This window comes from Phenylobacterium sp. (genome assembly GCF_044372605.1).
In the GTDB taxonomy this organism is placed as follows: domain Bacteria; phylum Pseudomonadota; class Alphaproteobacteria; order Caulobacterales; family Caulobacteraceae; genus Phenylobacterium.
Window position 1 is genome coordinate 1 of record NZ_JBILRO010000022.1, and the last position, 23,402, is coordinate 23,402.

A 23,402-nucleotide genomic window follows, 5' to 3' on the forward strand; every position below is an offset into this window, starting at 1 on the left:
CTGCGGCGCGCGGCGCGGGCCTAGCGGATGATCATCGACAGCCACGTAAACCTGCACGCGCCCCAGTTTGACGAAGATCGTCAGGCGGTGATCGAGCGGGCCAGGGCCGCCGGTGTCGCGCTGATGGTCAACATCTCCGACCGGGTTTCGAATTTTGCCGCGTGTCGCGCCCTGGCCGATCAGCCGGACATCTGGTGCACCGTCGGCACCCATCCGCACGAGGCGAAGGAAGATCCGGAGCTTTCGGCGCAGACCCTGATCGCGCTGGCCGCCGATCCTCGCGTGGTCGGCATCGGCGAATGCGGACTGGATTTCCACTATGATCTCAGCCCCCGCGACATCCAGGCCCAAGTGTTTCGCGCCCATATCGCCGCCGCACGCGAGACCGGCCTGCCACTGGTGGTCCACACCCGCGAGGCCGATGAGGTCATGGGCGAGATTCTGGAGGCGGAGCACGCCGCCGGGCCGTTCCGGCTGCTGATGCATTGCTACACCTCCGGCGCTGAGCTGGCCCGGCGCTGTGCAGATCTCGGGGCCTGGTTCTCCGTCTCGGGCATCGCCACGTTCAAGGCCGCTGAGGACGTCCGCGCCGTCATCCGCGAGATGCCGGCGGACCGCATCATCGTGGAGACGGACTGCCCCTATCTGGCGCCGATCCCCCATCGCGGCCGCCGCAATGAGCCGGCCTATGTGCCGCACGTGCTGGCCAAGCTGGCCGAGGTGCGCGGCTGGTCTATGGCCGAGGCCGAGGCGCGCACAACGGAGGCTTTTTTCAACCTTTTCACCCGGATAACCCGGCCATGAGCGGACTCCTTGAGTTCACAATCCTGGGGTGCGGATCATCCGGCGGCGTGCCGCGTGCGGATGGTGAGTGGGGTGTCTGTGATCCGGATGAACCCCGGAATTTCCGGATGCGTTGCTCTCTCCTCGCCCGACGGCTGGGGGAGGGGCCCCAAACCACAGTCCTGATCGATGCCTCGCCCGAGATGCGCATTCAGACGGCGCGGGCGGGCGTCAAGCGGATGGACGCAGTGCTGTTGACCCACGACCACGCTGATCAGGTGCACGGCCTGGACGATGTGCGCGCGTTTTTCATCCGCCAGCGCGCGCGCATTCCGTGCTGGATGGATCAGGCCACTCATCAGACGATGATGCGTCGGTTCGGATATATCTTCGAAGGCGAGGGCGGCTATCCGGCGATCTGCAATGCTGAGGATATCCCGGCGCACGGGGTTGCATGGCGCATTGACGGGCCGAGCGGCGCCATCCCCGTGGTGACCTTTGACCAGGACCATGGCGGGGTGCGGTCTGTGGGATACCGCTTTGGCGGCGTGGCCTACTCCAGCGATGTGGTTAATCTGGATGATGCGGCGTTCGAGGCGCTGGCCGGTCTCGACGTCTGGATCGTGGATGCCCTGCGCCGCGCCCCGCATCCCACACACGCCCATCTGGAGCGGACACTGGAATGGATCGCGCGCGCCAAGCCAAAGCGCGCCATCCTCACCAACATGCATATTGATCTCGACTATCGCCAGCTTCTGGCGGAGCTGCCGGACGGCGTAGAGCCGGGCTACGACGGCATGGTTATCCATCATGAGCTTGAGGCCATTAACTCTTGACGGTTCAACCGCTTAGGCTGGGTTTCCTCGCGTCACGGAATGGATCCAGTGCGCGCGCGATCTGTGAAGCGATCCAGCACGGGGATCTGTCGGCGGAGGCGCGGTTGATGGTCAGCAACCGGCGTGACGCCGGTGCGCTGGACTGGGCCCGCGCGCAGGGTCTGCCGTGCCTGTGGGCGCCTACGGTTGGCGATCCGGACGCCGCCGATGCGCGCCTGGCCGAGGCGATGCGGGATCACGGCGTTAACCTGATTATCCTGTCCGGTTATCTGCGGCACCTGGGCCCGAAGACGCTGGAGGGGTTCAAGGGTCGCATCCTGAACATCCATCCCGGACCGCTTCCCGAGTTCGGTGGCGAAGGCATGTATGGCCGGCGGGTGCATGAGGCTGTGATCGACGCCCGCGTGTCGCGCAGCGCAATCGTCATTCACGGCGTCGATGAGGTCTACGACCGCGGGCCAGAACTGACACGCCGCTGGGTCGATGTGGAACCTGGCGACACCGTCGACAGCCTTGAGAGCCGCGTAACCGCGCTGGAGCCGCTGTTTTTTGTCGAAACGCTGAAGCGCCTGTCTGAGGGGTCTTTGGCGTTGGCGTGAGTTTGGGTACGTCTCGGATTTCCGATAATATTACTTAGGCGCATATTGGCGCGAAACATTGTTCGCGTAACGAGCCCCCTCAATCAGGAAACAGCCCTGCATCATAGTCCATGAACCCGCTCAGGACATGCAGCACTGTCACTCTATCCGGCTCGACCCTGAAGAAGATCAGATAGTTGCCATAGACCCGCCGCCTGACTCCAACGGGGCGATATCGAGGAACGAATGGAAACCTCTCTGGCAATGTCGCCAGATCATCGCACTTGGCGCGCAGTTCCTGGATGAATGTCAGCGCGCGGTGTGGACTATCGAGCGCTATGTAGTCCCCGATGGCTTCCAGATCGCGCTCCGCAGCAGCGGTTATCCGGACAATCATTCCGCCGTCTGGATGAGCGACTGGTACTTGTTTCCAAGTCGATCAAAGACTTCGCTAGCCGAAACTGTGCGGTCATCCTCGGCGTCCATCAACCCCCGAGCGATGGCGGCATCGAGCGCGGCCAGGCGGGCTTCGCGCTCCTGCACGAGGCGCACGCCCTCACGCAGGACCTCGCTCTTGGAGTTGTAACGCCCGGTCTCGACGAGTTGCGCGACATAACCTTCAAGCTGACGGCCAAGATCGGCGCTGATCATGTAACGGCTCCCTGGAGACTTTTCCACTTGAGTTCAGAACAGTTATCAAACTTCGATCCAGCCGACCACTGATTCTCACGTGCTGGCGCCCCTTACGCCGTAAACCTCGCGCGCGCAGCCAGGGCAGCCGGACGACCATAGCAGCGTGATAGCCACTCGATCGTCGGCTGATGGTTCGACATATCCAGCGGGCCGGTGCGTGACGGCGAGAGCACGCAGGCCACGTTGAAGTCAGCAACAGTGAAGCGATCCGCCACCAGCCAGTCTCGTTTGGTGAGGATTGAGTCGAGTTGTACAAGGGCGCTATGCGCTTCGGCGAGCGCAAAGTCGGCCATGACGCCTTCGTGCAAAGGACGTCCGCCGTCCCGCCTCACCCAGGGCTCCAGATGTCCCTGCGCAAAGAGCGTCCAACGCCAGACTTCTGCTTCAGCTCTAGGATCGTCGGGATAGAGCCGCGTGGGTCCCGCCCCGCCGAACGTCTTTGCCAGGTAGAGATTAATGGCCAGAGACTCGCTCAAGCCGAAGCCATCGTGGTCAATCGTCGGGATCGCGCCGGCTGGATTGAGATGCAAAAAGCCGGAGGCTTTCAGCGCTGGATCGTCCCAATCGATCTCAACATGGTCGTAGGCAAGACCAAGTTCCTCCGCCATCCAGAGCGTGCGCATCGTGCGTGATCGTGAAGAGCCGTAAATCGTCAGCGCCATAGTCTGGGCCATAGCAGCGTCCGGCCTCGACCGTAAATCGCCTCACGCACTTGTGCCGAGACCGACCCGTCGCCAACTCTTAATGTGACGCCAATCCTGGAGCCTTGCCGATGCGCATCCTTGCCCTATCCGCCGCAGCCCTGCTGGCCAGCGCCACCGCCGCCCTCGCAGCGCCAGTCTCGGTCACCGTCGCCGTCGCGCCGGAGCTTCAGAAGACGTTCGAGAAAACCTACGGCGTCCGGGAGGCAGAGCGTCTGACGGCCGATCTGCAGTCGTCTGTCGAGAAAACACTGGCCCGTAGCGGCGCCCACGATGGCGCGCGGATCGAACTGGTGCTGACGGACGTGAAGCCGAACCGCCCCACCTTCAAGCAGCTCAGCGACACCCCTGGCCTGTCGATGCAGAGCTTTGGCATCGGCGGTGCGGCGATCAAGGGCAGGATTGTCGCCGCCGACGGCAGCGAGAAGCCCCTCTCCTATCGCTGGTACGAGAGCGATATCCGCCAGGCCTCCTACAACTGGATCTGGTCGGATGCCGAGTGGACCTTTGACCGCTTCGCCCGGAAGCTGGTCCGTGACGCCGAGATAGCCCAGCGCTGACGCGGCTTGCATAGGCGTGCGGCGCGCGCTCTGATCGGCACACGCCGCGTCAGCCCCTTGAGTCTCCATGCCCCGCCCTGCTCCGTCTGCCGACCTTCCGCCTATGGCGCGTCTGCTGGCGATCATGGCGCGGTTGCGCGACCGGGATGATGGGTGCCCCTGGGATCTGGAACAGACCTTCGCCACCATCGCGCCCTACACGGTCGAAGAGGCCTATGAGGTAGCCGACGCTGTTGAGCGCAATGACCTGGCCGACCTGAAGGACGAGCTGGGCGATCTGTTGCTGCAGGTGGTGTTTCACGCCCGCATGGCTGAAGAAAAAGGCGCCTTCGACTTCGACGACGTGGCCCGCGCCATCAACGATAAGATGGTGCGTCGGCATCCCCACGTCTTCGCCGACGAGACCTATGCCTCGCTGTCGGATCAGAAGGCAGGCTGGGAAACCCTGAAGGCGGCCGAACGTGCCGGCAAGGCCACCGGCCCGGCCGGGTTGCTCGATGATGTGCCGGTGGGCCTGCCTGGCCTGACCCGCGCCGTGAAGCTCTCGAAACGCGCGGCATCCGTCGGCTTTGTCTGGCCCACGGTTCAGGACGTGGTCGCCAAGCTGCACGAAGAGGTGGGCGAATTGCTTGTCGAGGTGGAGGCCGGTGACATGGTCAAGGCCCGCGATGAACTTGGCGACGTGCTCTTCGTGGCCGCCAATCTCGCCCGCAGCCTGGATATCGACCCCGAGGATGCGGTGCGGTCCACAAACGCCAAGTTCGTTCGGCGGTTTCAGTATGTGGAAGCGCGGCTGGCGGAGCGGGGCCGAACGCCGGATCAGTCGGATCTCGCCGAGATGGACGCGCTCTGGGATCAGGCGAAAGCCGCCGAGCGTGTCTAGCGGCTCCGTCGCTCCCGATGGCGGGGGACAAGGATCAGTGCGCGCGCATCTCCGCGCGCGGATACATCTGCTCGAACTGGCCCATGGCCTGGGGTGACAGGCTGACCGCCAGTCGCACTGACCCGTCCTTGCCGTCCACGCGCTCCAGAACCCGGCCATTGCGGTAAAGCCAGGCGATCGCAGCCCCCTCTCCTACCGGGGCGTAGATGTCGATGGGCGGCGCCTCGTCGACCAACCCCGCCACGATGGACAAGAGCGCGTCACACCCCTGCCCGGTGACGGCGGACACCAGCACCGCGGCTGGATCAGCCCGGCGCGCGTCATGGGCCAGATCCGCCTGTCGGTCGGCGGGAACCAGGTCGGCCTTGTTCCACACCTCGAGGATGGCGCGGGCTTCCATGTCGACGCCGAGACGTCCGAGAACGGTGCGTACGTCCTGCGCCTGGGCGGCGCTCTCCTCGCTGGCGATATCGCGGACGTGCAGAACCACGTCCGCCTCCCTGACCTCTTCCAGAGTGGCGCGGAACGCCTCCACCAGTTCGTGCGGCAGGTCGGAGATGAAGCCCACGGTGTCCGACAGGATGGCGGGGCGGCCATCCGGGAGTTTCAGGGTGCGCAGGGTGGGATCGAGGGTGGCGAAGAGCATATCCTCGGCCACCACGTGGGCATCCGTCAGGCGGTTGAAAAGGGTGGATTTGCCGGCGTTGGTATAGCCCACCAGCGCCACCGTCGGGAACGGCACCCGCTTGCGCGCCGAGCGCTGCAGGGTGCGGGTGCGCCGCACCTCCACCAGTTCCAGCTTCAGCTTGCGGATCTTCTCGGCGATCAGGCGACGGTCGGTTTCGATCTGGGTTTCGCCCGGGCCGCCCATCACCCCGAACCCGCCCCGCTGGCGTTCCAGGTGAGTCCAGGTGCGGACCAGTCGTGATTTCTCGTAGCTCAGCCGCGCCAGTTCCACCTGCAGGCGGCCTTCACGGGTGCGCGCGCGGCGGGCGAAGATCTCGAGGATCAGGCCCGTGCGGTCCATCACCTTGGCCTGCCAGGCCTTTTCCAGATTGCGCTGTTGTACGGGCGACAGGGCGTCGTCGATGATCACGACGTCGCAGTCGAGGTCCTCAACGAGGGCGGCGATCTCCTCGACCTTGCCTTTGCCGAACAGGGTGGCCGGGGTCAGCTTGCGCAGATTGACGGCCAGGGTCTCGCGGACCTCCAGGTCAAGCGCCAGGGCCAGGCCCGCGGCTTCTTCCAGCCGGGCCGCCGGCAGGCGCGCGTCTCCGCGCCCCTCCCGATCAGGATGGATGACGAGGGCGCCCTGGACGGGCGCCTCACGATCTACAGATTTTGAAGTGCTCAATCGACCTCGTCGTCCGCCGGCTCGTACAGCTGCACGGGTTGCGACGGCATGATGGTGGAGATGGCGTGCTTGTAGACCAGTTGCGACTGGCCGTCCCGGCGAAGCAGGACGCAGAAATTGTCGAACCAGCTGACCACGCCCTGAAGCTTGACGCCATTCACCAGGAAAATGGTCAGGGGGGTCTTGGTCTTGCGCACGCTGTTGAGGAACGTGTCCTGCAGGTTCTGCTTTTTCTCGCTCATTGGCTTTCCGCCTCTTATTTTGATCGGGCGGCAAATCCGCCCACACACAAGTTCACGCTATGCCGCAATTTGCGACGGTTGCAATCGCTCGCGGTCGTTCAGACCGCAGTTGCCTTCGCATGCTCGATATAGAGCGCCCGCAGCCTCGCCGCTACCGGTCCGGGCTTTCCCGAGCCGATGGGCTTGCCGTCCATCAACACGACAGGCAGCACCAGGGTTCCCGCGCCGGTGATGAAGGCTTCCTGCGCGTCGAGCGCTTCCTGGGGCGTGAACGGGCGCTCCTCGACCTTCAGTCCGGCCTGGCGCGCCACATCCAGCAATGACAGCCGGGTCACGCCCCGCAGGATGTTGGCGTTGGTGTCCCGCGTGCGCAGGGCGCCGTCGCGATCGACGATCCAGGCGTTGGAGGATGCGCCCTCGGTGACCAGACCCAGGTCATCCACAAACCAGGCCTCGACCGCACCGACCTCGCGGGCCTTCTGTTTGGCCATGGCATTGGGAAGGAGGCCGACGGTCTTGATGTCGCACCGACCCCAGCGGTTCTCCGGCGTGGTGACGACGGCGACTCCCTTGCGGGCCCTCGCCTCGGAGGCCTCGCGATCCACGCGGCTGACCGTGATGACTATGGCCGGCGGCGTATCGGCGGCCGGGAAAGCGTGATCGCGCGGGGCGACGCCGCGGCTGACCTGGAGATAGACCAGGCCTTCGCTCACCCGGTTGCGGCGGACGGTTTCCTTCAGCACGACGGTAAGCGCCTTGCGGCTCATCGGCATGGGGATCCGCAACTCGCCAAGGCTGCGCTCCAGGCGGGCGAAATGTCCCTCCGGATCGCTCAGCTTGCCGCCGAACAGCGCCCAGACCTCATAGCCAGCGTCGGCAAACTGGTAGCCACGATCCTCGATATGCACGACGGCGTCGGTCTTCGCCACGAAGCGGCCATTCACATAGGCGATGCGTGACACGCTCAGTTCTCCTCGACATCCAGGCCGCGGCCGCCCGACAGGCCCAGGGATTTAAGTTTGCGATGCAGGGCCGAGCGCTCCATCCCGATGAAGCCGGCGGTCCGGGAGATATTGCCCGAGAACCGCAGCATCTGGGCGGTGAGATAGTCGCGTTCAAACACCTCCCGGGCTTCCCGCAGTGGTAGGGCGATGATCCTCTCGGCGCCGAGCGAGGAGGAACTGTCCTGCACCGAGGCTTCCGGCGGCAGCATGTCAGCCGTGATCGGATCCAACGGCGAGCCGGACGCCAGGATCAGCATCCGCTCCACATTGTTCCGCAATTGCCGCAGGTTTCCCGGCCAGGCCCGGACCTGCAGCATGGCCAGCGCATCATCCGACAGGCGACGGCGCGGCATTCCAGAGGCTTCGCAAATCCGGTCGATGAAGTTTTCGATCAGTTCCGGGATGTCCTCGCGGCGTTCGCTGAGCCCGGGCACATTGACGGGGACGACGTTCAGCCGATGGAACAGGTCCTCACGGAACCGTCCCGCCGCAATCTCGGCGCGGAGGTCTTTAGAGGTGGACGAAATAACCCGAACATCGACCTGAACGTCGGCATCGCCGCCCACCCTTCGGAACCGCTGCTCGACCAGAACCCGCAGGATCCGGCCCTGTGTCTCGCGCGGCATATCGGCGGCTTCGTCCAGATAGAGTGTACCGCCGTGAGCGCGTTCGAACACCCCGATCTTGGCCGTGCGACTGGTCGTGCCTTCCTCGCCGAAGAGCTCAACATCCATCCGCTCCGGCGTCATGCCGGCCGCGCTGATGGGGACGAACTCATTGCGAGAGCGGGGGCTGGCCCCATGGATGAGCCTGGCGACGGTTTCCTTGCCGGAGCCCGCCGGCCCCGAGATCAGGACCCGGCTGTTGGCGCCGGCCAGCTTTCCGATCATCTGGCGCAGTTGCTGTGAAGCCACCGAGCGGCCGATCAGGCCCTCGGGCGTGATCGCCTGGGTGCGCAGGCGGCGGTTCTCGCGGCGCAGGCTGGTGGTCTCCAGGGCCCGTTCCACCACGAGCAGCAGCCGGTCCGACTTGAACGGCTTTTCCAGAAACTCATAGGCGCCGCGCTTGATGGCGCTGACGGCGGTCTCGATGTTGCCGTGGCCTGAAATCATGATCACCGGGAGGTCGGCGTCCAGCGCCCGGACCAGGTCAAGCAGCTCAAGGCCGTCAATCCCGCCGCCGGCCATCCAGATGTCGAGGATCAGCAACGACGGCTTGCGGGCGCGGATGGCGGCCAGCGCGCTCTCGGAGTCGCTCGCCGTTCGGACATCGTAGCCCTCGTCGGTCAGGATTCCGGCGACGAGATCGCGAATATCAGCCTCGTCGTCGACTACCAGAACGTCAGCCGCCATCAGGTGTTCCTCATCATGCGGATACGGTCCGCGGCGTGTTTTGGATGCGTGCGGGCCGGGTAGACGGCAATCGAAGGATCGCCAACGCACCCTGCCCTGCGCGCGCATCCGTCAGTTCAAGATCGCCGCCGTGGTCCTCGAGGATGCGCTTGACGATCGCCAGACCCAGCCCGGTGCCCTTCTCGCGGGTCGTCACGTAGGGCTCGGTCAAACGATCCCGATCCTTGGCCGGAAGGCCCACGCCATTGTCCTCGACCTCGATGATGACGGTGCCGTCCGCCACGATCAGTCGCGCCGTGATGCGACCCTTGAGGTGCGAGGCCCCCGAGCGGCGCGCCTCGACAGCTTCGGCGGCGTTCTTGAGCACATTGGTCAGAGCCTGACCGATCATTCGCCCGTCTATGAACAGCGCAACTTCAGGTGCGGGCTCCTGCAGTTCGACAATCAGGTCCGGGCTCGCGACGCGCTGGGCGAAGATCGCAGCGCGCAGCATCTCTGTAGCGTCAAGGCGTTCGAACCGCGGCGCAGGCATGCGGGCGAAGGACGAGAATTCGTCCACCATGCGTCCGATATCGCCCACCTGCCGGACGATGGTGTCGGTGCAACGGTCAAAGGTTTCCAGATCCGCCGGGGCGATGTTCTGCCGGAACTTTCGCCGCAGGCGCTCGGCCGATAGCTGGATAGGGGTCAGGGGATTCTTGATCTCGTGGGCGATCCTGCGGGCCACATCACGCCAGGCCGCGTTGCGCTGGGCGGCGACCAGACGGGTCACATCGTCGAAGGTCAAAACCAGGCCCCCTTCGCTCTGGCTGGCGCGCACCCGCAGCCGTCGGGAATCCCGCCCGCGCGCGACGTCGATCTCCTCCTCGGCCTCACCAGATCGGCCAGCGGCGGCGAGTTCGGCGAATTCCGGCACAGTCTCGGCCAGCCGACGGCCACGGCCATGATCACCCGGCAGCGCTAGCAGGACGGCGGCCTGTCGGTTGGCCACCGAGATCCGACCGTCCGGATCCAGACCAATCACGCCCGCGCTGACCTCCGCCAGCACCGTCTCGATGAACTGGCGCCGCTCCTCGGCTTCCTCACTGGCCCGACGTAAGGCCTCCTGTTGAGCCTGAAGATCATGGGTCATGCTATTGAATGCACGTGACAAGACAGCGATCTCGTCGGGATCGGCCTCGGCGTCCACCCGTGCGCTGAGATCACCCTTGGCCACGCGGCCCGCCGCCTGCACTAGACGCGCCACCGGTGCGGAAATTGTTGCTGCGGCGCCCAGCCCCAGCCAGACGGCACCCACCAGCAGAAGCAACGCTGTCTCGATGTAGCTGACGGTGAAGATCATCTGGATCTTCTTCCGGTTCTGAGCGATGTCGCGATACGAGATCAGTGACCCCTCCGCGTCGCGAAGACGTGAGGTGATGCCTGGCTGAAGCGGCCTTGAAACGTAGAGATAGACGTCCGAGAACGCGATCAGGCGATAGAGCCCGCGCATGACGTCCGATCCCGGTGGGTTGACGATGAACAGATCGCCCTTGTCAGCCCCGCTGAACGCCTCGGGCGGAGGCGTCAGGAAGGGCGGCGCGCCGGCGCTATCGGCCCGGGCGACGATCTGGCCCTTGCCATTGATCAGATAGGCCGCCGGAAAGCCGTGATAGGACGCCAGCGCCGAAAGATAGTCGTTGGCGGCTTCAGGCTGGGCCTGCAGTGCGCCAGCCTCGCGATTGAGGTCCGTGGCCATGCCCTCGGTCACATGGTCGAAGATGTAGCTGGTTTGCTCGGCGACGTAGGACCGGAACACCGTAGCCGAGTTCTCGACGACGGTCTGGACGCGTTCGCTGAACAGTTTTTCCACGCCCTGATTGACGACCGCCCCGTAAAAGACCGCGATAACCAGGGCCGGAACCAGGGCTGCGGCGGCAAACAACTGCACGAACCGCAGGTGAAGCCGCGCCCCGGCGTCATCGGGACGGACACGAATGAGCGCCACGATCCGCAGGGCCATGACCGTCATCAGGCCCAGGATCAGGACCATGTTCAAAACCAGCACCGCCAGGATCAGCCGGCTGATCGGTCCGATTGGTCCCTCGGTGGGCGGGTAGGCCGCCACGACAATGGCCAGGCTGGTGAGCGCGGCCGCCACGCCGTAACCAATCCCGAGCACCAGCCGGGACTGCAACGCAGTCCAGATCCGGCCCAGGGACGGATGATTCAACGCAAGATGGGCCAGAAACGCCATTGACTCGAGTCTAGGCCACTGTGGTCCGGAATCAACAACTATGTGGCCGGATTACACATCCCGCCGACGGGGCTTCAGCGACGTCCTCGCGCCATCTCGACCCCGAGGTCCTGTATTTTCTTGCGCAGCGTGTTTCGGTTGAGGCCGAGGATTTCCGCAGCCCGGACCTGGTTGCCGCGTGTCGCCGTCAGAGTCAGCTGAATCAGGGGGCGCTCCATCTCCTCCAGCACCCGGTCATACAGCCCAACAGGCGGGATGCCGTCCGGCTGATCGGCGAAATAGGTCGCCAGTTTCTGCTCCACCAGCTGGGAGAGTGTCGCCGGGCCGTCCTGGCCGTGGATCACCGGCTGCTGGTCTGCCAGTTCCTTCTCGATGATCCGCGCGGTGATCAGGTCTTCGCCATAGAGCGCACAGACCCGTCGGACCAGGTTCTCGAGTTCACGCACATTGCCCGGCCAGTTGTGGCGCTTCAGCCGGTCGAGCGCGCCCGAGTCGATTGTCTTGGCCGGCAGGCCCTCGCGATTGGCGCGCAGCAGAAAGGCGCGCGCCAGATCCGGAATATCCTCTGACCGATCCTTGAGCGGCGGAATACGCAGAGGCGCCACGTTCAGGCGGAAGAACAGGTCCTCCCGGAACAGGCCCTGTTGGATCAATGCACGGAGATCCCGGTTCGTGGCCGCGATGATCCGCACGTTCGGTCGGCGACCCGTCTTGGGATTTAACGTGGGCTCTGATCCGTCGATAACCCGCAGCAGGCGCGTCTGGGCGTCGAGCGGCATGTCTCCGATTTCGTCCAGAAACAGGGTGCCGCCGTCTGCATCGACCAGTTTGCCCTGGTCGGTTTCATCCTTGCCGAACAGCTCTGTCTCGACCCGCTCGCGTGGCGTGGCCGCGAGGTTGATCACCACGAATTTGCCGTCGCGGCGGCGACCCATGTCATGTAGCGCGCGCGCCACCAGTTCCTTGCCGGTGCCGGACTCGCCGGTGATCAGAACGGTGAGGTCGGCCCCGACCAGACGGGCCACGGTGCGATAAACCTCCTGCATGGGGGCCGAACGTCCGATCAGCGGCAGGCGGTCATCGCGGACGGCCCGCGCCTGCGCCTTGGCGGCTTCTGCATCGGCGGGTCTAGACAGCGCCCGGCGGGCGGCCGACGTCATGTCATCCAGGTCAAACGGCTTGGGGATGTACTCGAACGCCCCAACCTCGGCCGCATTCACCGCCGTGATCAGGCTGTTCTGGGCGCTCATGACGATGATCGGCAGTTTTGGCCGCTGTTTCTTGATCCGGGGCAGCACATCAAAGACGTTTTCGTCCGGCATCACCACGTCGGTGATCACCAGATCGCCTTCCCCATCGGTCACCCACTTGAGCAATGTGGTGGCGTTGCCGGTGGCGCGGACCTGATAGCCCAGACGGGTGAAGGCCTGACTGAGCACCAGCCGGATCGAGGCATCATCGTCGGCGATGAGGATCTTCTTGGTCGCGGTATTCATGAGATGGCATCCTCAGGAGCCGCGATCGGCAACAACACACGAAAGACCGTGCGGCCCGGTTCGGACTCGAAATCGATCAGACCGCCGTGACCGGCGACCAGTTTGGCGACCAGCGCCAGCCCCAGGCCGGCGCCGTTGGTCTTGGACGTCACAAAGGGCTGGAACAGGCTCTCGCGGATATGCTCCGGCACGCCAGGTCCATTGTCCTGGATCCGCACCTCGAGCGGCGCGCCCCGCAACGCCTGCCCCTTGGCGGCGCGTACCCGCACCCCGTGACGGTAGGCGGTGTGAATCGAAACCTCCCCGCGACCGTCGTTCCGGGAGTTCGCCGCCTCGGCCGCGTTCTTCACAAGGTTCAGGAAGATCTGGATGAGTTGATCCTCATCCCCCGGCACCGGAGGCAAAGAGGGATCATAAATCTCTTTCAAGCCCAGCCCGTCTGCGAAGCCGTTGCTGGCCAGAGCGCGCACGCGATCCAGGATCTGGTGGATATTGATCGGTGTAAGGGTCGGCAGGGCGTCGTCAGAGAACGCCTCCATCCGGTCTACCAGCCGGCGCACCCGGTCGGTTTCCTCGACGATGAGTTGCGCCAGCGGAACATCTTCGGCCTTGGCGCCGCTCTTAAGAAGCTGGGCAGCGCCCCGGATTCCGGCCAGGGGGTTTTTGATCTCATGGGCCAGCATGCGTCCCAGGCCGACAAGCGATCGCAGTCCCGCCGCCTCGTGCGCGTTGCGCTCGTTGCCGAGCCCGTTCCTGACGCTGAGGGTCAGCAGCACCGATCCATCGCCAAGCGGGGCGGCGGCGCCGTCCGCCTCGAACGGCGGCAAACCGAAGAGGCTGATCTGGATGCCCCGCTCGCGGACGCGACCATTTTCCTCAATGGCCCGGTTTAGGAGTGAAACCAACGCCGAGCCGTGCGGGAGCGCCGCGCGGAAGCGGCCACGCGCGAGCAAAGCGAGGCCCTGACCGAACAGTGATTCCGCCGCTTCATTCACTGCGACCAGAGAGCCGGCTGCGTCCACGACCAGCGCCGGATCGGGGCTCAGCTCAAAGGCCGCCGCTTTCAACGCGTCCATATCCACGCCAAAGGATTGGAGTCTTGTCCTGCCACTCATGAGCCCAGCCTGTGTTCCGGAGAGCCCCAGAGGCGGGTTAGCCCCTGCTCGACGAGTTTGGCGTCCTCCAGACGACAGAGGTTCGAGCGCGCTTCTCTTCTGGCCTGCGCATCGGCAGGCCATGGGGCGTTTTCTATGTAGGCGGCGAGGTGTTTGCGGAAAATCCGCAGGCCCAGGCGCTCGCCGTAGAAGCCCAGGCTATCCCGAAGGTGATCGATGGCGATGGTCAAGCGGACCTCAGCGTCAGGTTCTGCAAAGGGTCGCCCGTCCAGGATCGCCTCGATCTGCGTGGCCACCCAGGGGCGACCGTAAACCCCGCGCCCTATCATCACGCCGTCAGCGCCGGACGCCTGGAGTGCGGCGTGGGCGCTGGCGCCATCGACAATGTCACCATTCACGATCAACGGGATCGAGACGGCGTCCTTGACCGGTCGAACCGCCGCCCAATCCGCCGCGCCCTTATAGAACTGGCACCGGGTGCGGCCGTGCACGGTCACGGCGCGGACACCGGCGGCCTCCGCGCGCGCCGCCAACTCCGGGGCATTGCGCGACGTATCGTCCCAGCCCAGACGCATCTTGACCGTCACCGGTACGCTCACGGCTTCCACCGCAGCGGCCATCAGTTCGACCGCAAGGTCAGGTTCCCGCATCAGCGCCGAGCCGGCCATCACCCCAGTGACCTCCTTGGCCGGGCATCCGAAGTTGAGATCGATGATCTGCGCGCCAGCTGCGACCGCGAGGCGCGCGCCTTCGGCTATGTGGTCGGGCCGGCGGCCCACGAGCTGGACCACCATCAACGGCAGTCCCTCGCCCACGGCCGCACGGCGCACCACGTCCGGTCGACCCTTCGAAAATTCGGCGCAAGCGACCATCTCGGTCGCCACATAGGTGGCGCCGAGCCGGCTGGCCGCGCGGCGGAACGGGAGGTCAGAAACCCCGGTCATGGGCGCGATCCACACCCGTCCCCCGACCTCGACACTTCCCAGTTTGAGCGTACTGCCCATTTACTAGTCACCCCCACCGCCGACTTTTTAGGCAAATACGTGGGCCGCGTAAAGCTGGAACAATCGATCAGGCTTGCCTAAGACCCTAGCATGACCTTCTCCGCTGTCATTGTCGCCGCTGGCGACGGCCTTCGCGCTGGCCCCGGCGATCCCAAAGCCTGGCGTATTCTGTCAGGCCGGCCGATCCTGCGCTGGTCGGTAGAAGCGCTTCTGGCCGCCGGCGCCCGGGAGATCGTGGTGGTCGTCGCGGCGGATCGGGTCGCCACGGCGGACGGTGCATTGAACGCACTTTCGGGTTGGCGCGCCGTTGCGGGCGGGCCAACCCGCGCCGCCTCGGTTCGTGCGGGCCTGGCTGCTCTGCCCCCCCATCCGGGCGATGTGGTTCTGATTCATGATGCGGCGCGTCCGTTCGTGACACGGGCTCACGTCGAACGCCTGATCGCCGCTTTGGCGGACCGCGACGGCGCCATCCCGAGCCTGCCGGTCCCCGACACTCTAAAGCGCGGCGATGGGGAAGTGGCCCAGACCGTGTCTCGCGATGGCCTCTGGCGAGCCCAGACCCCCCAGGCCTTCCGGCGCGCGGCGCTGGAAGCCGCCTATCGCACCTGGCCGGCGGACCTGGAGCCTACTGACGATGCATCGGTCCTTGAGCGGGCCGGTGGACGGATCGCCATGGTCGCGGGTGATCCCATGCTGATGAAACTGACCTATCCGGAGGACTTCCTGATGGCCGAACACCTCGCAGGAGCGCACCGTATCACCCGCATCGGCCAGGGCGTTGACGCCCATCGCTTCGGCCCCGGCGACGCCGTCTGGCTCTGCGGGGTGCGTATTCCCCACGATCAGGGGCTGATTGGCCACTCCGACGCCGACTGCGCGCTGCATGCGCTCACCGACGCCATCCTCGGCGCCATAGCGCAGGGCGACATCGGCCAGCATTTCCCGCCGTCCGATCCGCAATGGAAAGGCGCCTCATCGGATCGCTTTCTGGCCCACGCCATGCAGTTGGTGGCCGACCAGGGCGGGCGGGTCGTGAACATTGACCTCACCCTCGTCTGTGAGCGCCCGAAGATCGGCCCGCATCGCGACGCCATGCGGGCCCGCATCGCCGACATCACCGGCCTTCAGATCGGCCAGATCAGCGTCAAGGCCACCACGACCGAGGGCATGGGATTCACCGGACGGCAAGAGGGCCTGATGGCGCAGGCGGTTGTGATGGTGGAAACGCTGGCCTGATCCGCTCAGGGCAGCCAGACCCACCGCGCTTTCAGGTTCGCGTACATGGCCCCCGCCAGATTGGTGTAGTCGTCCGTCCAGGGGCGCACGAGGAACGGATTGGCCGGCCGCCAGCGGTTGTCGGCGGCGAACCGGGCCAGCGCCTGACGGCTGTTTGCCGCAATGACTGCGTCTTCCGGCGACTCCCATGTGCCCATCGGGTCCTTGTCCGGCCGATATTCCTGAACCAGGGCCCAACCGCCGGCCTTGCGGGTTACCGACTGCGCCGGCCCCAGCAGGTCGAGGTTCCGGTTCGAAAGGTGAAGGATCAGGATGCCGTCAGGCTTCAGCTTGGTCAGGTACCCCCTCACCGCCTCCACCGTCAGCAAATGCGCCGGCACCGCATCGGATGAAAACGCGTCGATCAGCAGGATATCAAACGACCCCGCCGGCTGTTTTGCGACCGTCAGTCGCGCGTCACCGATGACGTAGTCCACCGGGGCTTTCGCGCATTCGCTCGTGTAGCTGAAATTTGCGGGGTCGCTGGCGACCTTGACCACCAGCGGATCGATTTCGAAGAACGTCAGCCGGTCGCCGGGCCGCACGTAGGCCGCCACTGATCCGGTTCCCAGGCCCACAGCGCCGATCCGCAGATTGGGCCGCGCCGCCGCCATGGCGGTGAACACCTGCCCGATAGGCGTACGCGGGGTGTAGTAGGCCAGCGGCCGACAGCGATACTCTGGTCTTTGCGCCTGGGCGCCGTGCAGGGTCGTGCCATGGGCCAGCATCTTGACCGTCCCGCCCAGGCTGGGAACCTGGGTCTGGGACAACTTCAGCACCCCGAAGAAGCTTCTCCAACTTTGGCGCGTGTCAGTTCGGTCGGCAGCTGTCTCAGCGGCGTAGGACAGTACTGCAATGATCGCGAAGAAGAACAGCGCCTGTCGCCGGACCAGGAAGGCCGAGATGACCGCCAGGGCCAGCAGGCCCTTCATCGCCATGTCGAACAGTTCCGACTGGTCGAAAGCGCCGACGATCGTTTCGGTGGTCAGCTGAGACGATGCAAATGTCACCGCGATCGGTGTGGCCACCGCCGCCCCAACGCCAAGGATCAGCAGGGACCAGTTCCAGATGGGAATCCGATTGAGGTTGCCCCAGGGCCTGGCCAGGCAGGCGAGCACCAGGATGATCGGATACTCCCAGACATCCGGGAACATCACCGGCGCCAAGAAGGCGTTGAACCCGCCACCCACAACGCCACCGATGGAGAGGCAGAGGTAGAACTCGGTCAATCGCCCGGGTTCCGGCCTGCGCGCCACCAGCCGCTGGTGGCACATCAGCGCCGTCAGGAAGAACGCGGCCAGATGGATGAACAACTGTAGCCCGAAGAAGGTGCTCCGGAACGGCAGCAGAGCTGCACAGACGGCAAGCGCTGCGCCTTGCAGCGTCAGCGTCAGAGCCGGCGAGATCGCGGGCTTGGCCTGGAAAGCGACGATGAAGGTGATCAGATAGAGCGCCAGTGGCAGCACCCAGAGGAACGGCGCGGAAGCCACATCGGTGGTGATGTAGGTCGTTACACCCAGCATCAGGCTGGACGGGATGGCCGCCAGGGCGATCCATATCAGCCGGTCGCGCCAGGAGGTCTTGCCGACAGCCCCCGGCGACTGGTCCGTCGAGGCAGAGCGAGCCCGCGAGACCGCGAACCCGAGGCTGGCGATCAGGACGACAAACAAACCATAGCCCGCACTCCAGCCGAACCTCTGCCCGACCAGCGTAAGGGCCGGCTCCACGGCGATTGGATAGGCCAGCAACGCGATCAGACTGCCGAGATTGCTCGCCGCATAGAGCGCGTAGGGTTCCTTGCCCTCCACAGCGCCAGTTGTCCGGGCGTACCAGGCCTGCACCAACGGTGCGGTAGCCGACAGGATGGCGAAGGGCGCGCCGATCGAAAGGGTCAGGACGGTGAGAAGCCAGAGGTTGGGATTGTCGGACGACGGCGGCCCGGCCAGTTCGCTCACCCGCAACGGCAGCACAAGGGCGGCCACGACCAGAGCGGCGCAGTGAATGATCGCCTGCCGCTGAATTGAGGCCACGCGCTGCAGCAGGTGCGCATAGGCATATCCCGCCAGCAGGGCGATCTGGAAGAACGCCATGCTGGTGTTCCAGACCGACGAACTCCCACCCAGCAACGGCAGGACCAGCTTGGCCACCATCGGCTGCACCAGGAATACGAGCGCAGCACTGGTGAAAATGGTCACCGCGAACAGCGCGGGTGGGGCCGGTCTGGCCGATGCGGTGGCCGCAAGCGTGGTCATGGGTCTCGAATCGCCTTGATCGGAAGGGAGGAGCGATGCTCTGTGGTGTAATCCAACCGGTAAAGAGACCTAGCGCCTATGTTCAATCTGGAGATTGTCACCCTCGCCCGCCTTCTGATCGACGAGGCGCGGGAGCGTTCGCTCCGGATTGTCACGGCGGAAAGCTGCACGGGCGGGCTGGTGGCGGCGGCGATCTGCTCGATCCCGGGCGCGTCTGACGTTTTCGAACGCGGGTTCGTCACCTACACCAACCGCGCCAAGCAGGAGATGCTGGGCGTGCCCGGCGACCTTATTGCAGATCTGGGAGCGGTTTCCGAACCCGTCGCCCGAATGATGGCGGAGGGCGCGCTGGAAGCCTCAAACGCCCATATCGCGGTCGCGATCACCGGCGTGGCCGGTCCGGGCGGCGGTACCCGGATGAAGCCGGTCGGTCTGGTGCACATCGCCACAGCCCGTTCCAACCAGCGGATCATTCACCAGGAGGAACTCTTCGAGGTGGAAACACGCGAGGAGATCCAGCTGGCTGCGGTTCAGGCCGCCTTGCAGGCGATGCGGGACCGCATGGTCTAGATAGAGAGGATGACCGCCTCCACGGAAACGCTCCATCTCATTCGGGCTCTGCGCCGTCGCGATCTTGTCGGACTGTTGCTCAACGCCATGATGGGCGCGGGCATGCTGGCAGCGCCGTCGAAGGTTTTCGGGCTGGCGGGAGACTGGAGCTTTGTGATCCTGGGCATCAGCGCTCTCATCCTGATGCCGCTGATCCTCTGCTTTGCTGATCTGGGCAGTCGATTCACGGCCACTGGTGGCCCCTATGTCTATGCCGGGCAGGTCTTGCCGCCGACGGTGGCTTTCTCGGTCGGATGGCTCCTGTGGATCAGCCAGGCCCTGTCGGTCGCGACGTTGTCCAACCTGCTTGTCAGCTATCTCGCCGGTTTCGTCCCGGAGATCAGTGAAGGGTGGCCGCGATTGGTCCTGATCGCGGGACTTGGTGTCACCCTCTCCACCATCGTGCTGACCGGTATCCGACGCTCCGCCGGGGCCAGCAACACTCTGGTGCTCCTGAAGGTCGGATTCGTGCTGGCCTTTCTGGTGGCCTGCGTCGCTTTTGTTCAACCAGACCGACTGATCGTGACCGACGCGCCACCGCCGCCGGCCACCCTGACCCAGGCGATCCTGATCTACCTGTTCGCCTACTCCGGTTTCGAGCGCGGTTCCGTGGTGGCTGGCGAATCCCGGGATCCGAAGCGCGATGTGCCTCTCGCCCTGATCGGCAGCGTGGCGGCCGTCACGTTCGCCTATGCGGCTGTGCTGTTGATCTGCGTGGGCGTTCTGGCGGAGCCGGCCGCGACAGACCGTCCACTGGCCGAAGCCGGCCGTCAGCTCTTTGGCTCGTTCGGCGCGCTTGCCGTGTCGCTGGGCGCCGGCGCCGTGATCCTGGGGACGATCCTGGGGATCCTGATCTCCATGCCGCGGATGTTGCTGGCCATTTCCGAGCAGGGGCAGCTCCCGGCGGTCCTGGCGCGCGTTCATGAACGCTGGCGTACGCCCTGGATCGCGATCCTGGTGTCCAGCGGACTGTCCTTCGGCTTCGCGATTTTCAGCGATCTGATCGGCGCCCTGACGTTCGCGACGGCTACGAGGCTGGTCGCCTACATCCTTTGCTGTGTGGCCCTGTTCCGGATGACCCGCCGCGCCGATGCGCCGCAGCCCCAGTTCCGCCTTCCGGCCGCAGGGCCCATCGCCCTGGCCACAGCGATCCTGTTCTCGGGTGTGCTGGCGTTAGGCGCGACGAAGGAATTGCCGCCCCTGCTGGCTGTTCTGGCCATCGGTCTTGGTCTCTTCGGCCTTACCCGCTGGATGGCGGGCCGTAGAGCGTCCTAGCGCGATCCTCGAAACAGGCCATCAGGCGGTCCACCGCATGGTGGAAATTGGCCGTCAGCATCCCGTCGAGCAAACGCGACTTGAATTCGAAATCGATGTCGAACTCGACCCGGGTTCCACCTTCGGCCTCGAAGAATTCCCATCGGTTGGCAAGCTTGCGGAAGGGCCCGGACAGCAGGCTGACATCTATGCTCTGGACGGCTCTGTTCCGCCGCACCCGGGTCGCGAACCGTTCCTTCAGGAACGAGAAACCCACGCCGGCCTCCGCGTCCAGCGTATCGACGCCCTCGCCCAGATCCCGCGCGTTCCAGGTCCGCATGCCATTGATCCAGGGCACAAATTCCGGATACCGATCAACGTCGCCGACCAGTTCCAGCAGTTGCTCGGGCGTGTAGGGCAAGACCTTGGAGACGTGGTGGCGCACCTAACGTCCTGAGTCCCGGGCCTGGCGCGCGGCCTGGAGCCTTGCGAAGTCCTCGCCAGCATGGTGCGAGGAGCGGGTCAGCGGGCTGGCCGAGACCATGAGGAACCCCTTGGCCCGGGCGATTTCCTCATAGGCGTGGAATTCGTCCGGATGCACGAACCTGTCGATAGCGGCGTGCTTGCGCGTAGGCTGTAGGTACTGGCCGATGGTGATGAAGTCGACGCCGGCGGAACGCATGTCGTCCATCACCTGCATCACCTCCTCCTTGGCCTCGCCAAGGCCCACCATGATCCCGGACTTCGTGAACTGGGTGGAGTCGCGTTCCTTCACCCGTTCCAGAAGGCGCAGCGAGTTGTAGTACCGGGCGCCCGGACGGATGCTGAGGTACAGGCGCGGCACGGTCTCCAGATTGTGGTTGAACACGTCCGGCCGGGCGTCGATCAGGCCGAACACGCCCTCAACGGGCTTTCGCAGAAAGTCCGGCGTCAGGATCTCAATGGTCGTTCCGGGCGCTGCGGCGCGGATCGCCAGCACCACGGCGGCGAAATGCGCCGCGCCGCCGTCGGCCAGGTCATCGCGGTCCACCGAGGTGATGACCACATGCTTCAGGCCCATCTTCGCCACCGCATCGGCCACGCGCGCGGGCTCGGTGGGATCCAGCGGCTCGGGCTTTCCGGTTGCGACGTTGCAGAAAGCACAGGCGCGGGTGCAGGTCTCGCCCATGATCATCATGGTGGCATGGCTCTTGGACCAGCACTCGCCGATGTTGGGGCAAGCGGCCTCCTCGCAGACCGTCACCAGCCCGTGGCTTTTCACGATCTCGCGGGTGGCGTTGTAGCCGGCAGAGCCCGGCGCGCGGACGCGCAACCATTCCGGTTTACGAAGCAGTGGCGTGTCCGGCCGCGCCTGCTTCTCGGGGTGACGCGGACGGGGCACCTTCAGTGTGTCGATCACTACGGCCATGGTCTCTAGATCGTCCTTCGCGACGTCCGGATCAAGCACAGGCTTCGTCTGGACAAATGCGACGACACCGATCTTTCCACAACGCGCGCCAGCCGATAGGCTCTCGGCCAACGACAACAATACGGGAGACGCGCCCTTGCGTGCGTTCGACAGCGCCCTGGCGCAGTCCACAGTTTTTGACGCGCTGATCGCGGCCTCGAAGACCTATGGAGCCAAAAAACTGATCCTCGAGGATCAGGAGCGTAATCCGCTGAGCTACACGGATCTGATCCGGGCGGCGTTTGCGCTCGGCCGCAAGATTTCCGGTTTTACTGCGCGCGGGGAGCGGGTTGGCGTGATGCTGCCGTCCAGCTCGGGCGGCGTGGTGACGTTCTTTGCACTGCATGCGTTTGGCCGCGTGCCGACAATGCTGAATTTTACGGCGGGAATCCGCAACCTGAAGGCCGCCTGCGAACTGGCCGGCGTCAAGACGGTGCTGACGTCCCACCGGTTCGTGGAACAGGGCAAGCTGCACGACCTTATCGATGCGCTCGAGACCCTGACCAAAGTGGTCTATCTCGAAGACGTGCGCGCCACCGTCGGCCTGGCCGACAAGCTGTTCGCCGCTACGGCCGGTGCGTTCCCCAGCCGGTTCCGGGCTGCAACCACGCCGTCGGATCCCGGGGTCATCCTCTTCACGTCCGGCAGCTTTGGCGCACCCCGAGGCGTGGTGCTTACCCAATCCAATCTGGTGACCAATGCGCGCCAGATCGAAGGGCTGTTCCCGATGAACCGCGACTGGGTGTGGTTCAATCCGTTGCCGATCTTCCACTGTTTCGGCCTTACCGCCGGAGCCCTGCTGCCGATCCTGGGCGGCATGAAGTCAATCCAGTACCCCTCGCCGCTGCACATCAAGCAGATTCCGCCGCTGGTGAAGGACACCAAGGCCAACGTCCTCTTCGCCACCGACACCTTCCTGAACCAGTATGCGAGGTCCGCCGAGCCAGACGAACTGTCGGGCCTGGCCTTCGCTGTCTGCGGCGCCGAGCGGGTGCGGGAAGAAACGCACAACATGTTCCACGAGAAGTTCGGGCCGATCCCGCTGCTGGAGGGCTACGGCGCAACCGAAGCCTCCCCCGTCATCGCCTGCAACATTCCCACCGATAACCGGCGCGGCACCGTCGGGTGGCTGCTTGCCGGCGTGGAAACTAGGCTTGAGCCCGTGGAAGGCATTCCCGGCGGCGGCAAGCTGCTCGTGCGAGGGCCGAACATCATGGCTGGATACCTAAACGCCAACGGCGGAATCGATCCACCGAGCGAGGGCTGGCACGATACCGGCGACGTCGTTTCTATCACCGACGACGACTGGATCACGATCATGGGGCGCGTCAAACGCTTCGCCAAGATCGGCGGCGAGATGGTGTCGCTGACGGCCGCCGAGGATCTGGCGTCCGCCGTCTGGCCTGACAGCCGCCATGCCGTGGTCTCCCTGCCTGACCCGAAAAAGGGCGAGCGGCTGATCCTGGTCACAGACCGGCGCGACGCCGACCCCTCAAGCGTGATCGCCCACGCCAAGTCCATCGGCGCACCCGAATTGGCCGTTCCGCGCAAGATCATTCATGTGCAGGAAATCCCGGTGCTCGGCACGGGCAAGACCGACTATGTGGCCCTGCAGCGGATTGTGGATACCGAGATGCAGCGGGGTGGATAGGGCCCTGTTCGGCACCCGCCCGCAACGATGGTGGGCCCAACCCTTCGCCCCTTGTGGGACCATTGCGTAATTCAGGC

General features: G+C 65.0%; 23 protein-coding genes. 9 read left to right on the forward strand and 14 right to left on the reverse strand.

Features of this window, described 5'->3' with window-relative positions; all coding sequences use genetic code 11:
- The first annotated feature begins 27 nt into the window (after positions 1-27).
- From ACIQ42_RS03630 to ACIQ42_RS03640, 3 genes are read left to right on the forward strand one after another with little or no spacing between them, the layout of a single operon-like run.
- A complete protein-coding gene (locus ACIQ42_RS03630; protein ID WP_397420857.1) occupies positions 28-804 on the forward strand; it encodes a TatD family hydrolase in 777 nt (258 codons plus the stop codon).
- Positions 801-1,619, forward strand: coding sequence for an MBL fold metallo-hydrolase (locus ACIQ42_RS03635; RefSeq protein ID WP_397420858.1), 819 nt, complete (start codon positions 801-803; stop codon positions 1,617-1,619). Before ACIQ42_RS03630 ends, ACIQ42_RS03635 begins: the two co-directional genes overlap by 4 nt.
- A complete protein-coding gene (locus tag ACIQ42_RS03640) occupies positions 1,616-2,218 on the forward strand; it encodes a phosphoribosylglycinamide formyltransferase (RefSeq protein ID WP_397420859.1) in 603 nt (200 codons plus the stop codon). The genes ACIQ42_RS03635 and ACIQ42_RS03640 overlap by 4 nt, the downstream gene beginning before the upstream one ends.
- A 79-nt stretch (positions 2,219-2,297) precedes the next feature.
- Here the strand turns inward: ACIQ42_RS03640 and ACIQ42_RS03645 are convergent, their stop codons facing one another.
- The 3 genes from ACIQ42_RS03645 to ACIQ42_RS03655 form a co-directional block, all read right to left on the reverse strand.
- Complete coding sequence (locus tag ACIQ42_RS03645) at positions 2,298-2,594, reverse strand: type II toxin-antitoxin system RelE/ParE family toxin (RefSeq protein WP_397420860.1); 297 nt, start codon at positions 2,592-2,594, stop codon at positions 2,298-2,300.
- The gene (locus tag ACIQ42_RS03650; RefSeq protein ID WP_397420861.1) at positions 2,591-2,848 is read right to left on the reverse strand and encodes a type II toxin-antitoxin system ParD family antitoxin; all 258 of its coding nucleotides are present in this window, start codon (positions 2,846-2,848) and stop codon (positions 2,591-2,593) included. The genes ACIQ42_RS03645 and ACIQ42_RS03650 overlap by 4 nt, the downstream gene beginning before the upstream one ends.
- 92 nt (positions 2,849-2,940) lie before the next feature.
- Complete coding sequence (locus tag ACIQ42_RS03655; protein WP_397420862.1) at positions 2,941-3,552, reverse strand: glutathione S-transferase family protein; 612 nt, start codon at positions 3,550-3,552, stop codon at positions 2,941-2,943.
- 110 nt (positions 3,553-3,662) lie between these two features.
- Between ACIQ42_RS03655 and ACIQ42_RS03660 the strand changes: the two genes are divergently transcribed.
- Complete coding sequence (locus ACIQ42_RS03660; protein WP_397420863.1) at positions 3,663-4,151, forward strand: hypothetical protein; 489 nt, start codon at positions 3,663-3,665, stop codon at positions 4,149-4,151.
- A 67-nt stretch (positions 4,152-4,218) separates the two neighbouring features.
- A complete protein-coding gene (gene mazG, locus ACIQ42_RS03665) occupies positions 4,219-5,034 on the forward strand; it encodes a nucleoside triphosphate pyrophosphohydrolase (protein ID WP_397420864.1) in 816 nt (271 codons plus the stop codon).
- A 34-nt stretch (positions 5,035-5,068) separates the two neighbouring features.
- Here mazG and hflX read toward each other — a convergent pair whose 3' ends face one another.
- The 8 genes from hflX to dusB all read right to left on the reverse strand — a co-directional run bounded on the left by hflX (position 5,069) and on the right by dusB (position 14,837).
- Positions 5,069-6,388: a GTPase HflX gene (gene hflX / locus ACIQ42_RS03670; protein ID WP_397420865.1), complete on the reverse strand. Its 1,320-nt coding sequence runs from the start codon at positions 6,386-6,388 to the stop codon at positions 5,069-5,071.
- A complete protein-coding gene (hfq, locus tag ACIQ42_RS03675) occupies positions 6,385-6,630 on the reverse strand; it encodes an RNA chaperone Hfq (RefSeq protein WP_397403398.1) in 246 nt (81 codons plus the stop codon). The genes hflX and hfq overlap by 4 nt, the downstream gene beginning before the upstream one ends.
- Positions 6,631-6,728: 98 nt before the next feature.
- Positions 6,729-7,592 (reverse strand): D-amino-acid transaminase, encoded by an 864-nt coding sequence (locus ACIQ42_RS03680; protein WP_397420866.1) that lies wholly within the window; start codon positions 7,590-7,592, stop codon positions 6,729-6,731.
- A 2-nt stretch (positions 7,593-7,594) separates the two neighbouring features.
- The gene (locus ACIQ42_RS03685) at positions 7,595-8,986 is read right to left on the reverse strand and encodes a sigma-54-dependent transcriptional regulator (RefSeq protein ID WP_397420867.1); all 1,392 of its coding nucleotides are present in this window, start codon (positions 8,984-8,986) and stop codon (positions 7,595-7,597) included.
- A 13-nt stretch (positions 8,987-8,999) separates the two neighbouring features.
- Positions 9,000-11,222, reverse strand: coding sequence for an ATP-binding protein (locus ACIQ42_RS03690; protein WP_397420868.1), 2,223 nt, complete (start codon positions 11,220-11,222; stop codon positions 9,000-9,002).
- 74 nt (positions 11,223-11,296) lie between these two features.
- Complete coding sequence (gene ntrC / locus ACIQ42_RS03695) at positions 11,297-12,718, reverse strand: nitrogen regulation protein NR(I) (RefSeq protein ID WP_397420869.1); 1,422 nt, start codon at positions 12,716-12,718, stop codon at positions 11,297-11,299.
- Positions 12,715-13,833, reverse strand: coding sequence for a nitrogen regulation protein NR(II) (locus ACIQ42_RS03700; protein ID WP_397420870.1), 1,119 nt, complete (start codon positions 13,831-13,833; stop codon positions 12,715-12,717). Before ACIQ42_RS03700 ends, ntrC begins: the two co-directional genes overlap by 4 nt.
- Positions 13,830-14,837: a tRNA dihydrouridine synthase DusB gene (gene dusB, locus ACIQ42_RS03705; protein ID WP_397420871.1), complete on the reverse strand. Its 1,008-nt coding sequence runs from the start codon at positions 14,835-14,837 to the stop codon at positions 13,830-13,832. Before dusB ends, ACIQ42_RS03700 begins: the two co-directional genes overlap by 4 nt.
- A 90-nt stretch (positions 14,838-14,927) precedes the next feature.
- On the opposite strand from dusB, the gene ACIQ42_RS03710 reads away from it, so the two are divergent.
- Entirely contained in the window at positions 14,928-16,073 is a 1,146-nt protein-coding gene (locus tag ACIQ42_RS03710; protein WP_397420872.1) for a bifunctional 2-C-methyl-D-erythritol 4-phosphate cytidylyltransferase/2-C-methyl-D-erythritol 2,4-cyclodiphosphate synthase, read from the forward strand.
- Positions 16,074-16,078: 5 nt separating this feature from the next.
- On the opposite strand, the gene ACIQ42_RS03715 is transcribed toward ACIQ42_RS03710, so the two are convergent.
- Positions 16,079-18,364, reverse strand: coding sequence for a spermidine synthase (locus ACIQ42_RS03715; protein ID WP_397420873.1), 2,286 nt, complete (start codon positions 18,362-18,364; stop codon positions 16,079-16,081).
- A 78-nt stretch (positions 18,365-18,442) separates the two neighbouring features.
- On the opposite strand from ACIQ42_RS03715, the gene ACIQ42_RS03720 reads away from it, so the two are divergent.
- On the forward strand, positions 18,443-18,934 hold the full coding sequence (locus tag ACIQ42_RS03720) for a CinA family protein (protein ID WP_397420874.1): 492 nt from the start codon (positions 18,443-18,445) through the stop codon (positions 18,932-18,934).
- Positions 18,935-18,943: 9 nt separating this feature from the next.
- The gene (locus ACIQ42_RS03725) at positions 18,944-20,248 is read left to right on the forward strand and encodes an APC family permease (protein WP_397420875.1); all 1,305 of its coding nucleotides are present in this window, start codon (positions 18,944-18,946) and stop codon (positions 20,246-20,248) included.
- On the opposite strand, the gene ACIQ42_RS03730 is transcribed toward ACIQ42_RS03725, so the two are convergent.
- Together ACIQ42_RS03730 and lipA are read right to left on the reverse strand one after the other, a co-directional pair.
- Positions 20,214-20,672 carry a type II toxin-antitoxin system RatA family toxin gene (locus ACIQ42_RS03730; RefSeq protein ID WP_397420876.1) on the reverse strand — a complete coding sequence of 153 codons (459 nt, stop codon included), beginning with the start codon at positions 20,670-20,672 and terminating at the stop codon, positions 20,214-20,216. The genes ACIQ42_RS03725 and ACIQ42_RS03730 overlap by 35 nt on opposite strands.
- The gene (gene lipA, locus ACIQ42_RS03735; RefSeq protein ID WP_397420877.1) at positions 20,673-21,635 is read right to left on the reverse strand and encodes a lipoyl synthase; all 963 of its coding nucleotides are present in this window, start codon (positions 21,633-21,635) and stop codon (positions 20,673-20,675) included.
- A gap of 136 nt (positions 21,636-21,771) precedes the next feature.
- On the opposite strand from lipA, the gene ACIQ42_RS03740 reads away from it, so the two are divergent.
- The gene (locus ACIQ42_RS03740; protein ID WP_397420878.1) at positions 21,772-23,325 is read left to right on the forward strand and encodes an AMP-binding protein; all 1,554 of its coding nucleotides are present in this window, start codon (positions 21,772-21,774) and stop codon (positions 23,323-23,325) included.
- Positions 23,326-23,402: the final 77 nt, after the last annotated feature.

Excerpts from the sequence above, each read along its gene's own strand:
- ACIQ42_RS03630 (WP_397420857.1), top strand. The coding sequence starts at position 28 with ATGATCATCGACAGCCACGTAAACCTGCACGCGCCCCAGTTTGACGAA.
- ACIQ42_RS03635 (WP_397420858.1), top strand. The coding sequence starts at position 801 with ATGAGCGGACTCCTTGAGTTCACAATCCTGGGGTGCGGATCATCCGGC.
- ACIQ42_RS03645 (WP_397420860.1), bottom strand. The coding sequence starts at position 2,594 with ATGATTGTCCGGATAACCGCTGCTGCGGAGCGCGATCTGGAAGCCATC.
- ACIQ42_RS03650 (WP_397420861.1), bottom strand. The coding sequence starts at position 2,848 with ATGATCAGCGCCGATCTTGGCCGTCAGCTTGAAGGTTATGTCGCGCAA.
- ACIQ42_RS03655 (WP_397420862.1), bottom strand. The coding sequence starts at position 3,552 with ATGGCGCTGACGATTTACGGCTCTTCACGATCACGCACGATGCGCACG.
- ACIQ42_RS03660 (WP_397420863.1), top strand. The coding sequence starts at position 3,663 with ATGCGCATCCTTGCCCTATCCGCCGCAGCCCTGCTGGCCAGCGCCACC.
- mazG (WP_397420864.1), top strand. The coding sequence starts at position 4,219 with ATGCCCCGCCCTGCTCCGTCTGCCGACCTTCCGCCTATGGCGCGTCTG.
- hfq (WP_397403398.1), bottom strand. The coding sequence starts at position 6,630 with ATGAGCGAGAAAAAGCAGAACCTGCAGGACACGTTCCTCAACAGCGTG.
- ACIQ42_RS03685 (WP_397420867.1), bottom strand. The coding sequence starts at position 8,986 with ATGGCGGCTGACGTTCTGGTAGTCGACGACGAGGCTGATATTCGCGAT.
- ACIQ42_RS03690 (WP_397420868.1), bottom strand. The coding sequence starts at position 11,222 with ATGGCGTTTCTGGCCCATCTTGCGTTGAATCATCCGTCCCTGGGCCGG.
- ntrC (WP_397420869.1), bottom strand. The coding sequence starts at position 12,718 with ATGAATACCGCGACCAAGAAGATCCTCATCGCCGACGATGATGCCTCG.
- ACIQ42_RS03700 (WP_397420870.1), bottom strand. The coding sequence starts at position 13,833 with ATGAGTGGCAGGACAAGACTCCAATCCTTTGGCGTGGATATGGACGCG.
- dusB (WP_397420871.1), bottom strand. The coding sequence starts at position 14,837 with ATGGGCAGTACGCTCAAACTGGGAAGTGTCGAGGTCGGGGGACGGGTG.
- ACIQ42_RS03710 (WP_397420872.1), top strand. The coding sequence starts at position 14,928 with ATGACCTTCTCCGCTGTCATTGTCGCCGCTGGCGACGGCCTTCGCGCT.
- ACIQ42_RS03715 (WP_397420873.1), bottom strand. The coding sequence starts at position 18,364 with ATGACCACGCTTGCGGCCACCGCATCGGCCAGACCGGCCCCACCCGCG.
- ACIQ42_RS03720 (WP_397420874.1), top strand. The coding sequence starts at position 18,443 with ATGTTCAATCTGGAGATTGTCACCCTCGCCCGCCTTCTGATCGACGAG.
- ACIQ42_RS03725 (WP_397420875.1), top strand. The coding sequence starts at position 18,944 with ATGACCGCCTCCACGGAAACGCTCCATCTCATTCGGGCTCTGCGCCGT.
- lipA (WP_397420877.1), bottom strand. The coding sequence starts at position 21,635 with ATGGCCGTAGTGATCGACACACTGAAGGTGCCCCGTCCGCGTCACCCC.